Source organism: Bradyrhizobium pachyrhizi (genome assembly GCF_001189245.1).
GTDB lineage: Bacteria > Pseudomonadota > Alphaproteobacteria > Rhizobiales > Xanthobacteraceae > Bradyrhizobium > Bradyrhizobium pachyrhizi.
Map to the genome: position 1 here is coordinate 98,550 of NZ_LFIQ01000119.1, position 11,640 is coordinate 110,189.

Sequence of the window (11,640 nt, forward strand, 5' to 3'; positions counted from 1 at the left end):
AGATCAACCGCCACGCCGCCCGCAAATCGGCGCTGACCGAGGCGCACAGCCGCGTCGCCGCCGACCGCGCCGAGGCCGAAGCCGCGCATGAGAGCGCGGCTTCCGCGCTCGCCGAACTGCCGCCGGGTGTCGAGACCGAGGCCCAGCTCGCCGCGGTTCGCGCCGAGATCGACAACCAGCGCCGGGCCGCGGCGCAAGTCCGCGCCGAGGCACAGGCGCTGGCCCGCGAGGCCGAGCTCGCCGACCGCCGCGTGCAGGCGATCGTTGCCGAGCGCAATGAGTGGCAGAACCGCAAGACCAGCGCCGCCTCGCAGGTCGAGACCGTCGAGGCGCGCATCGCCGAGGTGTCGGCCGAGCGCGAGGAACTCGCCAATGCGCCCGAAGTGTTCGCCGAGAAGCGCAGCGCGCTGATCACGGAGATCGAGCACGCCGAGGGCGATCGCCGCATCGCCGCCGACGCGCTGGCGACCGCGGAAGCCGCGATGGCGGAAACCGATCGCCTCGCCAAGGCCTCGCTCGAAGCGCTGTCCTCATCCCGCGAAGCTACCGCGCGCGCCGAAGAGCGCATGGAAGGCACGCGCCGCCGCCTTGCCGACATCGAGCGTGAGATCCACGACATGCTCGAGGTCGAGCCCAGCGCGGTCGTCGGCATGGCCGAGATCGAACCCGGCCAGGAGCTGCCGCCGGTCGCGCAGGTCGAGGAAGAGCTCGAAAAGCTGCGCCGCGACCGCGAGCGGCTCGGTGCCGTCAATTTGCGCGCCGAGGAAGAGCTCAAGGAAGTCGAGACCCAGCACACCGCACTGACCACCGAACGCGACGATCTCGTCGAAGCGATCAAGCGGCTGCGGCAGGGCATCCAGAGCCTCAACCGCGAGGCGCGCGAGCGCCTGCTGACCTCGTTCGAGACCGTCAACAACCACTTCAAGCGGCTGTTCACCGAGCTGTTCGGCGGTGGCGAGGCCGCACTGCATCTGATCGAGAGCGACGATCCGCTCGAGGCCGGCCTCGAGATCATCGCCAAGCCGCCCGGCAAGAAGCCGCAGACGCTCTCGCTGCTCTCGGGCGGTGAGCAGGCGCTGACGGCGCTCGCGCTGATCTTCGCGGTGTTCCTGACCAACCCGTCGCCGATCTGCGTGCTGGACGAGGTCGACGCGCCGCTCGACGACCACAACGTCGAACGGTTCTGCACCCTGCTGAACGAGATGACCGGCTCGACCGAGACGCGCTTCATCATCATCACGCACAATCCGATCACGATGGCGCGGATGAACCGGCTGTTCGGTGTCACCATGGCCGAGCGCGGCGTGTCGCAGCTGGTGTCGGTCGACCTGCAGGGCGCGGTCGACATCCTCGACCAGAACGTGGCGTAACGATTAAATGCCGTCATTCCGGAGTGGTCCGAAAGACCATATCCGGAATCTCGAGATTCCCCAGGGGCGCAATTGCGCCCCTGGGGTTCGATGCTGCGCATCGCGCCGGAATGACGTGCAAATGACGGCGAGCCATGACCTCACCCGACCTCCCCGCCGAACTCAGAGCAGCCCTGAACGCCAGGCTCGAAGGCCTGTCGCGCAGCGACGCCGCCGGCCGCGCGGCGGTGATCTCGCAGACCTATCGCGAAGGCGGCGGCTCCTCGACGATCAGGACCGAGACCGATGCGCTAGCCTATGCGCTGGCGCGGATGCCGGCGACCTATGCTGCGGTCGTGGCATGTCTCAATGCGCTGACCGAGATCAGGCCGGACTTCGCGCCGGCGCGCCTGCTCGATGTCGGCGCCGGCCCGGGCACCGCGACCTGGGCCGCCGCGGAAGCGTTCGCGTCGCTGCGGGACTTCAATCCGCTTGATGCCAACGGCGCGTTGCGGACGCTCGCCGAGGGGCTGTTTCACGGCAGCATTCGCCTGCATGACATCAGCTACGAACTCGGCCAGGCGCGTGCCCTGCTCGACAAGGCCGAGCCCGCCGACCTCGTCGTCGCCAGCTACATGATCGGCGAGCTCGGCGACGCGGAGCGCGGGGCGCTGGCCGATGCGCTGTGGTCGAAAACCAGCGACACGCTGCTGGTCGTCGAGCCCGGCACGCCCGCCGGCTATGCGCGGATCATCGCACTCCGCGCGCGATTGATCGCTGCGGGTGCGCATGTCGTTGCCCCCTGCCCGCATGACGGCGGCTGTCCGCTGGTCGCGCCCGACTGGTGCCATTTCTCGCAGCGCCTGCAACGCTCCCGCGCGCACAAGCAGCTCAAGGGCGCCAACGTCCCGTTCGAGGACGAGCGCTTCGCCTATGTCGCGCTGAGCCGCACCAAGGCCGCAGCGCGCCTGTCCCGCGTGCTGGCGCAGCCGGATCTCGGCAAGGTCGAGATCGCGGCCAAGCTGTGCACACCCGAAGGCGTCACGGTCGCCAGAGTGCCGCGCCGAGCCAAGGGCGATTACGCCCGCGCGCGGCACTGGCGCTGGGGCGATGCGGTCTAGTTACTTGCGTCGTCCCGGCGAAGGCCGGGACCCATAACCACCGAGGTTTGTTGCGAGTGAAGTCGTCGCCGCTTGCGCCCCTTCCGCGGGCCGCGGCGTATGGGTCCCGGCCTTCGCCGGGACGACGATATTGAACTAATTTGCGGCCATCACCGACTAACGCTTGCCCACCTTTCCGCGGCGGGCTGCCCTGCGCCCCGATCTTGGGCTACGGTGCCGCCGTCTCGTCCATCAGGAGCTGCCCCGTCATGTCGACCAGCTGGATCGTTATCGGCGTCATCGTGCTTCTCATGCTGTTTGCATTCGGCGCTTACAACCGCCTCGTGGCGCTCAGCCAGCGGGTCGGACAGGCCTTTGCCGACATCGACGTGCAGCTCAAGCAGCGTCACGACCTGATCCCGAACCTGGTCGAAACGGTGAAGGGCTATGCCGCGCATGAGCGCGGCACGCTCGACGACGTCATCAAGGCGCGCAATTCGGCGATGTCGGCGCAGGGTCCGGCCCAGGTCTCGGCGGCGGAGAACCAGCTCTCCGGCGCGCTCGGCCGGCTGATCGCGCTGTCGGAGGCCTATCCGGACCTCAAGGCCAACGCCAATTTCCAGCAACTCGCCTCGGAGCTGTCCGATCTCGAGAACAAGATCGCCGCCAGCCGTCGCTTCTTCAACAACGCGGTCCAGGAATACAACACCGGCATCCAGCAGATGCCGGCCGCGCTGTTCGCCGGCATGTTCGGCTTCACGCGCAAGGATTTCTTCGACCTCGGCGCCAGCCGCACGGAGGTCGAGGCGGCGCCGAGCGTGAAGTTCTGATTACTTCCTTCGAGATGACGCCCCTTCGGTCATTCCGGGGCGATGCAACGCATCGAACCCGGAATCTCATCTCACTCACTAATCTCGAGATTCCGGGTTCGCGCGTGCCACGTGCCCCGGAATGACGGTGGAAGCGGACGCGCACCATGGCCGCCTATGGTCTCTACACGCATATCGCATCGAACAAGTTTCGTTCGATGCTGCTGCTTGCCGGCCTGTTCCTGCTGATCTACGTGCTGGTCTATGCCGGCGCGCTGGTCGCGGAGGTGATGATCGATAGCGGCCGCACCGTCGACTATTATCTGACGCGGGCCTCGCGCGACCTGGTCTCGGCCTTCCCGTGGGCGACGATCGCGGCTGCGGCCTGGATCGTGATCGCCTATTTCTTCCACCAGAGGATGATCGATGCCGTCACCGGCGGTGAAAGCGTGACGCGCCAGCAGCAGCCGCGGCTCTACAATCTTCTGGAAAATCTCTGCATCTCGCGCGGCATCCCGATGCCGAAGCTGAAGGTGATGGACAGCCTGGCGCTGAATGCGTTCGCGACCGGACTGAACCGGAGCCAATACGCCATCACCGTCACCACCGGCCTGTTGAAGGCGCTGAATGATAAGGAGATCGAGGCCGTGCTCGGCCACGAGCTCACCCATATCAAGAACGGCGACGTGCAGCTGATGGTGATCGCCGTGATCATCGCCGGCGTGGTCGGCTTCTTCGGCGAGCTGTTCTTCCGCCTGTTCACAAACCTGTCGTGGAACTCGAGCGGCGGCGGAGGCGGCTGGTCGTCTTCGTCCTCTCGCTCCTCGTCATCCTCCTCGGACCGCGACAGCAAGGGCTCGGGCGGCGGCGCGATCATCGTGATCATCATCGCGGTCGCGCTGATCGTGTTGGCCTGGCTGCTGTCGCAAGTGGTCAAGCTCGCGCTGTCGCGCTCGCGCGAATTCCTCGCCGATGCCGGATCGGTGGAGTTGACCAAGAACCCCGACGCGATGATCTCGGCGCTGCGCAAGATCGAGAACCGCGGCGAGCTGCCGGACGCCACCTCGGCGGTGATGGAACTCTGCGTCGACAATCCGCGCGAGGGGTTTGCCGACCTGTTCGCCACCCATCCCTCGGTGAAGTCCCGGGTCGATGCCTTGGTGAAATATGCCGGCGGCCACGATCCCGGACCGCTGGCGCTGCCGGACGAGACGGAGTCGCAGGATGTGCCGTCCGCGGCGGGCGACCAGCCTCCGCCGGCGACCCATGGCCCATGGAGCGATACGCCGCCGGCGCAGCCGAACAATCCGCCGCCGCTGCCGGGCACAACTCCCAGGCAGGGACCGTTTGGTCCGCTTCAAGGTCCGCTCCAGGGCCCTTGGGGCCCGCGCCGCTGACCGCTTGAGCGGTTTGATTTGACCATGATTGTCTCGGAAAACCGGCTGCGCATTCTTCCGGATCATGGCCCTAGCTTACTCAGTCCATTAAGGAAATTCCCACCAAACCGATCGTGGGCGCCTTAAGGAATTGAATTCTCCCTCGTTTCTGCCATGTTCGCGCCCAAAGCAGTGTGGGGACTTGCCGATCGCCATCGCGATCGGGAGCGCGCTTTAAGGGACTTCCATGGCAAAGCCGGTTGTGATCGTGGTGGGCGCCGACAAGGGCGGGGTCGGCAAGACCACCGTCTCGCGTACGCTCCTGGACTATTTCAGTGCAAATAACGTGCAGACCCGGGCGTTCGACACCGAATCGCCGCGCGGGACGCTGAAGCGCTTCCATCCCGACATCACCGAGATCGTCGACATGACGACGACCGCGGACCAGATGAAGATCTTCGATACGCTGAACTCGGGGCCCTCGGTCACCGTAATCGACGTCCGCGCCGGCCTGTTGTCTCCCGCGCTGGCCTCGCTGCGCGACATCGGCTTCCTCGACGCGGCGCGCTCCGGCCAGATCACCTTCGCCGTGTTCCATATCCTCGGCCCGTCGATCGCCTCGCTGGACGAGATCGCCGAAACTGCCAACTTCATGAGCGGCGCGAAATATTTCCTGGTGAAGAACTTCATCAACGACACCCAGTTCTTCCAGTGGGACCAGGCGACCTACAATTCCTACTTCCACCGCATCAAGGATGCCGTGGACCTGACCATCCCGAAGCTCAACGAAATGGCCTATGAGCAGGTCGAGGTCTCCTCGGTTCCGTTCCTGAAATTCGTCGCCAACAAGGGCATCAACGACGACGCCGCCAACTACTCCTTCGTGCTGCGCGGCTATGTCCGGCACTGGCTCGCCAATGTCTGGAGCGAGTACGACCGGATCAAGCTGACCGACCTCGTCGGCGCCAAGTCGGCCAAAGGCGAAAAATAGTCGGACCTTCGACCTTGATGGGGCTGGATTAGGCGAAAATTTGGCCTGATATAGCGGGCGATGTCATCCACGCCCGTTTACATCATCTGCTCGCCCCGCCCGCAGGTCGGCAAGACGCTGATCGCGCGGCTGCTCGGCGAATTCCTGTTGCTCAAGAACGGCGACGTGGTCTGCTACGACATCAATCTGAAGGAGCCATCGCTGCTCGACTATCTGCCGCGGATCACCGAAACCGCAGACGTCATCGACACCTACGGCAAGATGCAGCTGATGGACCGCGTCATCGTCAATGACGGCATCGGCAAGGTGATCGACCTCGGCTACCACGCGTTCGACGAATTCTTCAGAATGTGCGACGAGATCGGGCTGATGAAGGAGGCGCTGCGCCGCCGCGTCTCACCCGTGATCCTGTACGTCGCCGATACCGACCGCGCCTCGGTGCGCGGCTACCAGACGCTGCTCGGCATGATCCCGCCGAATGCGCTGATCGTCATCGACAACGAGTTCGTGGTGCGCGGCGAGCTGCCGCCGGTCATGACCGGCAGCCGGGTGCTGCGCTTCCGCGCGCTGCCGGTGTTCCTGAAGACCTATATCGACCGGCTGAACTTCTCCTTCACCGGCTATCTGCGCCAGGAAAAGGATTCATCGACCGAGCTGCATCAATGGATCCGGCGGAATTACACGACGTTCCGCGATCTCGAATTGAGCATGCTGCTGCAGCGGGGATAACTCTGCTCCCTCGCCCCGCTCTTGCGGGGAGAGGGTCGGGGTGAGGGGCTGGTTCCGCAAATTCGACCGAGATTGGAGTGCGCGGAGAGTCCCCCTCACCCGGATCGCATCTTCGATGCGATCCGGCCTCTCCCCGCACGCGGGGCGAGGCTAAGAGATCAATGTCCCTCGAACGCCATCAGCGTGCGCACCGGAACGTCCATCGCGCGCAGCTTGGCCGCGCCGCCGAGGTCGGGCAGGTCGACGATGAAGCAGGCAGCGACCACATTGGCGCCGATCTGGCGCAGCAGCTTCACCGCGCCCTCCGCAGTGCCGCCGGTCGCGATCAGATCGTCGACCAGGATCACGCGCTCGCCGGGCTGCACGGCGTCGGCATGCATCTCCATCTCGTCGATGCCGTATTCCAGCGAATAGGCGATCCGCACCGTGGTGTGCGGCAGCTTGCCCTTCTTGCGGATCGGCACGAAGCCGGCGGAGAGCTGATGCGCCACCGCGCCGCCAAGGATGAAGCCGCGGGCCTCGATGCCGGCGACCTTGTCGACCTTCGCCCCCGCCCAGGGATGCACCAGCTCGTCGACCGCACGACGGAAGGCCCTCGCATCCGCCAGCAGCGTCGTGATGTCGCGAAACAGGATGCCCTTCTTCGGGTAGTCCGGGATGGTGCGAACGGTCGCCTTGATGTCGTGGTCGAAGGTCATTGGTCTCGCTCTGAGGGTCATTCCGGGGCGATGCGAAGCATCGAACCCGGAATCTCGAGATTCCGGGTCTGGTGCTAACGCACCATCCCGGAATGACGATGGTTAAACTTTGCCTTCACTTGCTACTCACATTAAGCCGGAATGCATTCTCGACAATGCGCAGGCCCACCTCGTTGCCGAGCGACATCAGCGATTCCGGATGGAATTGCACGCCGCCGACCGGCAGGGTCTTGTGCTCGATCACCATAGCGACGCCGTCTTCGGTGGTCGCGGTCACCGCCAGCACCTCGGGCACGCTGTCGCGCTCGACATAGAGCGAGTGGTACCGGCCGATCACGATCTCATTGGGCAGATTCCGCATTAGCCGGCCGCCGCGCACCTGGACGCGCGAGGGACGGCCATGCGCGGGCTGGCCGAGCTGGCCGAGCTGGCCGCCGAAATACTCGCCGATCGCCTGCACGCCGAGGCAGACGCCGAAGATCGGCAGCTTGTTCTCGAGCGCGGTATCGATGGTCTTCGCGATGCCGAAATCCTCCGGGCGACCCGGCCCGGGCGACAGCACCAAAAGGTCCCAGCCCTTCTTCTTGAGCATGTCCTGGGCATGGACGTGCCTGACCACGGTGACGTTGGCGCCGACCTGGCGGAAGTAATCGGCCAGCATGTGCACAAAACTGTCGTCGTGATCGATCAAGAGCACGTTCTTGCCGGAGCCGGTGGCGTCGGGCGCGAAATCGGACAGCGGCTTCGGCGGATCGCCGCGCAGCGCCTGGAACAGCGCCGCCGCCTTGACCTGGCACTCGCGATCCTCGGCAGCCGGATCGGAGTCAAACAGGCAGGTCGCACCGACGCGCACCTCGGCGAGGCCGTCCTTCATCCGGATGGTCCGGATGGTCAGCCCGGTGTTGATGCTGCCGTCGAAATTGACGCAGCCGATCGCGCCGGCGTACCAGCGCCGCGGCGACCGCTCATGGTCCTCGACGAATTGCATCGCCCACAATTTCGGCGCGCCGGTCACGGTCACGGCCCAGGCGTGGGTCAGGAAGGCGTCGAGCGAATCGAAGCCCGGCCGCAGCATGCCCTCGACGTGATCGACGGTGTGGAACAGCTTTGAGTAGGTCTCGATCTGACGCCGCGCCAGCACCTTGATGGTGCCGGGCACGCAGACGCGCGCCTTGTCGTTGCGGTCGACGTCGGTGCACATGTTGAGCTCGAACTCGTCCTTCTCCGAGTTCAACAGCTTGCGAATCTGCTCGGCATCGCTGATCGAATCCGAACCGCGCGCGATGGTGCCCGAGATCGGACAGGTCTCGACCCGGCGGCCATCGGAACGGACGAACATCTCCGGCGACGCCGAGACCAGGAATTCGCCGTCGCCGAGATTCATCAGCGCGCCGTAGGGCGACGGGTTGATGCGGCAGAGCCGCTGGAACACTTCCGCCGGCGAGCGCTCGCAGGGCTCGGCAAACAGCTGTCCGGGCACCGCCTCGAACAGATCGCCGCGGGCAAACGCCGCGCGCGCGACCTCGACGGTCGCCTGGTACTCGCCCGGGGCGTGATCGGCAAAGCCCTGCCGGCCGTTCCTGGCGTAGAGGCTCGGCGCGGTCTCCTGCGACAGGCCGGCCGTGGATTTGCCCTTCCACGCGAACTCGTAAGTGAGCGCCACGCCGCGGCCGGTGGCGCGGTCATAGGCCAAGAGACGGTCCGGCACGTAGAGCACGATGTCGCGCTGGTCGGCCTCGCGGGCGCGCTTCTGCACGAGATCCTCGATCTGGAACACGAGGTCGTAGGCGAAGGCGCCGAACAGGCCGAGCAGCGGATCGGCATTGGAGGTGAACGCCGCCACCATGTCGCGCACCAGCGACATCACGCTGGCGCGACGCGTGCGTTGGTCTTCCTCGACCGGCGCGGCGCCGCGGATGATATGGCCGGCGAGCCGCGTCGCACTCCGCTCCGAGATCACGACGCAGGGTTCGCGCAGCACGTCGCCGAGGAAGGCGATCAAGACCCCGCCGCGCGGGTTCAGCGCCTGCAACGAGAAGTTGGTGCCCGACGTCTCCAGCACCAGCGGCGGATCGGCAAAGCCGAGGTCAAAGCTCTCGTAGCGGCCCGGCACCGTCGTGCCCGAGGACAGCACCACGCCGCGGCGGCGGTCCAGCAGCGCGATCAAATCGTCGAGGCGGTTGGCGCCGCCGGTGAACTGCTCGACCACGCGCGCGACCGCAAGGCCGCCATTGGTCAGATATTCGCTTCGAGCCGGCAGGGAGAAGACTGTCCTGTTCATGTGATCCTCTTACGAGACTTGCCGAGAGAGCGCCACACAGGACAAACGAAGGGCGAATAAACTAACCATCGGTCGCACTGCGATGGCGACCTTCGACGTTTGTGAAAAAAGAAAACGCACCGGCCACCTATGAAAAGGTGGGCCACCAACGACGGGATGGGCTGGCAACGGTGCTCATGGCCCGTTACTCACCACCCGGCGCGGGCCGTGTCAAGAGATGGCCTGACAGCCCTGCCCCAGGGCGGGACGCCCCCTGGACGGCATTTTCGGGGTTTGAAGGGGCAAGAAACCGCGTAGCATTCGTCGAAATGGCGGCGGGTCGTCCGCCCAAAAAACAGACGGATGGCGGAGGCGCAGATGGCGATTTTGGGTCTCGGATATGCCGGCTTCGGCTCCGACGCGCTCGACGACTGGCGGCAGTTCGGCACTGGCCTCGTCGGGCTGCAGGCGGTTGAGCGCGGCAATTCGCTGCTCGCGTTCCGGATGGACGACCGCAAGCAGCGCATCGTGATCGACCGCGCGCAGGGCGAAGGCACCCGGTTCTTCGGCTGGGAGGTGGCTGACAGTGCGGCCCTCGACGCGCTGGCGGCACGGCTGGAGCGCGCCGGCGTAGCGGTGATATCAGAGCCGCAGGCGCTCGCAGATAGCAGGCGGGTGCGCGGCTTGATCTCGTTTCGGGATCCCGCCGGCAATCGTCTCGAGGCGTTTCATGGCGCCGAGATCGACGACACGCCGTTCAGGCCGGGCCGCTCGATCTCCGGCTTCCGCACCGGGCCACTCGGCCTCGGCCACGCCGTGCTGACCGTCGAGCACATCGCCCCGGTGATGAGCTTCTATGTCGACGTGCTCGGCTTCGGCCTCAGCGACTACATCGAAAAGCCGTTCCGCGCCTATTTCTTCCACATCAATGCCCGCCACCACTCGCTGGCGCTGATCGAGACCGGCACGAACGGCATGCATCATCTGATGGTGGAACTGTTCTCGCTCGACGATGTCGGCCAAGCCTATGACGTCGCGCAGCAGGAAGACCGGGTCAACGTCACGCTCGGCCGCCACACCAACGACCTGATGACGTCGTTCTACGCCAAATCGCCGTCCGCCTTCATGGTCGAGTGCGGCTGGGGCGGCCGCGAGATCGATCCCGCGAACTGGACACCGTTCGAGATGCATGACGGCCCGAGCCTGTGGGGCCACGAGCGGGTCTGGCTGTCGCCGGAGGACCGCGCCGTCGCGCGCGAGATGCGGATGCGTGCCGCCGCCGAGGGCAAGCGCGCGCCGGTGCAGGTGATGGAAGGCAATTTCAAGCTGATGTCCGGGACCTGCCCGTGGTGGGACGGGGTGCGAAATAACAGCTGACAGTCGGTAGCCCGGATGAAGCGCAACGCAATCCGGGCGACGAGCTATGCGTAGTGAGATGGCGCGCCTCACACTCACCTGTCGTCCCGGCGAACGCCGGGACCCATAACCACAGGGTGCAGTTGCTGGCGCATGACTACCAATCTGCCCATTACGGCGGTCGCGGCGTATGGGTCCCTGCTTTCGCAGGGACGACAGTTTGCTTGAGGATACACCTACCCTAGGCGCTTCTTGAAGAAGTCCGTGGCGCGGCCCCAGGCGAGTTCGGCGGCCTCGCGGTCGTGCACCGACTGGCGCTGCTCGTTGACGAAGGCGTGCTCCGCGTCATAGCGGAACAGCTCGAGCGACTTGCCGGCGGCCTTCATCGCCTTCTCGAAATTGCCGACGAGCTCGGGCGTGCACCAATCGTCCTTGTTGGCGAAATGCGCCTGCAGCGGGATCCTGACGTCGGCGGGCTTGGCGGCCTGCTCCGGCGGGATGCCGTAGAACACGACGCCCGCGGTCAATTCCGGCACATGCACCGAGCCGATGATCGTCACCGCGCCGCCGAGGCAGAAGCCGGTGAGGCCTACCTTGGCGCCGTTCTTGGCGAGATACTGCGCAGCGCCACGCACCGTCTGCGTGGTGGCGTCCATGAAGTCGAGCGAGTTCATCTCTTTGCCGGCGGCGTCGGTGTCGTGATACGGCACAACCTTGCCCTTGTAGAGATCTGGCGCCAGCGCATCGAAGCCGGCCACCGCGAAGCGGTCGCACAGGCCCTTGATCTGGTCCGACAGGCCCCACCATTCCTGGATCACGACGACGCCGGGCGCGTTGCCGCGCGCCGCATTGGCGAGATAGCCCGACGCGTCCTTGCCGTCCGGACGCTTGAAGCTGATGCTGGTACCCATGAGTTCCTCCGCAATGTTTGCCGGCTGATTGGCCGGCATCTTGTCCGCACTCGGCGGCCGA

General features: G+C 65.6%; 10 protein-coding genes. 7 read left to right on the forward strand and 3 right to left on the reverse strand.

Translation table 11 applies throughout. The features are described 5' to 3' along the window. The 6 genes from AKL29_RS46060 to AKL29_RS35485 form a co-directional block, all read left to right on the forward strand. Window positions 1–1,370: chromosome segregation SMC family protein (locus AKL29_RS46060; RefSeq protein ID WP_244482604.1), on the forward strand; the 1,370-nt coding region annotated here is incomplete at its 5' end. A gap of 134 nt (window positions 1,371–1,504) precedes the next feature. Continuing rightward, window positions 1,505–2,470, forward strand: a complete 966-nt coding sequence (locus AKL29_RS35465; RefSeq protein ID WP_050387364.1) for a small ribosomal subunit Rsm22 family protein — start codon at window positions 1,505–1,507, stop codon at window positions 2,468–2,470. Window positions 2,471–2,718: 248 nt separating this feature from the next. Further along, a complete protein-coding gene (locus tag AKL29_RS35470) occupies window positions 2,719–3,279 on the forward strand; it encodes a LemA family protein (RefSeq protein WP_028333175.1) in 561 nt (186 codons plus the stop codon). Window positions 3,280–3,425: 146 nt separating this feature from the next. Beyond that, entirely contained in the window at window positions 3,426–4,655 is a 1,230-nt protein-coding gene (locus tag AKL29_RS35475) for a M48 family metallopeptidase (RefSeq protein WP_050387365.1), read from the forward strand. A gap of 226 nt (window positions 4,656–4,881) precedes the next feature. Continuing rightward, the gene (locus tag AKL29_RS35480) at window positions 4,882–5,625 is read left to right on the forward strand and encodes a P-loop NTPase family protein (protein ID WP_016839706.1); all 744 of its coding nucleotides are present in this window, start codon (window positions 4,882–4,884) and stop codon (window positions 5,623–5,625) included. Window positions 5,626–5,685: 60 nt separating this feature from the next. Continuing rightward, entirely contained in the window at window positions 5,686–6,354 is a 669-nt protein-coding gene (locus AKL29_RS35485; RefSeq protein ID WP_050387366.1) for a P-loop NTPase family protein, read from the forward strand. A gap of 158 nt (window positions 6,355–6,512) precedes the next feature. Here the strand turns inward: AKL29_RS35485 and AKL29_RS35490 are convergent, their stop codons facing one another. Further along, window positions 6,513–7,052 (reverse strand): adenine phosphoribosyltransferase, encoded by a 540-nt coding sequence (locus AKL29_RS35490; protein WP_018273383.1) that lies wholly within the window; start codon window positions 7,050–7,052, stop codon window positions 6,513–6,515. 115 nt (window positions 7,053–7,167) lie between these two features. Beyond that, window positions 7,168–9,333, reverse strand: a complete 2,166-nt coding sequence (locus AKL29_RS35495) for an anthranilate synthase component I (RefSeq protein WP_050387367.1) — start codon at window positions 9,331–9,333, stop codon at window positions 7,168–7,170. Window positions 9,334–9,690: 357 nt separating this feature from the next. Between AKL29_RS35495 and AKL29_RS35500 the strand changes: the two genes are divergently transcribed. Then, window positions 9,691–10,689 carry a VOC family protein gene (locus tag AKL29_RS35500; protein WP_050387570.1) on the forward strand — a complete coding sequence of 333 codons (999 nt, stop codon included), beginning with the start codon at window positions 9,691–9,693 and terminating at the stop codon, window positions 10,687–10,689. Between the two features lie 215 nt (window positions 10,690–10,904). Here AKL29_RS35500 and AKL29_RS35505 read toward each other — a convergent pair whose 3' ends face one another. Further along, window positions 10,905–11,579, reverse strand: coding sequence for a dienelactone hydrolase family protein (locus tag AKL29_RS35505; protein ID WP_050387571.1), 675 nt, complete (start codon window positions 11,577–11,579; stop codon window positions 10,905–10,907). Window positions 11,580–11,640 lie beyond the last annotated feature (61 nt).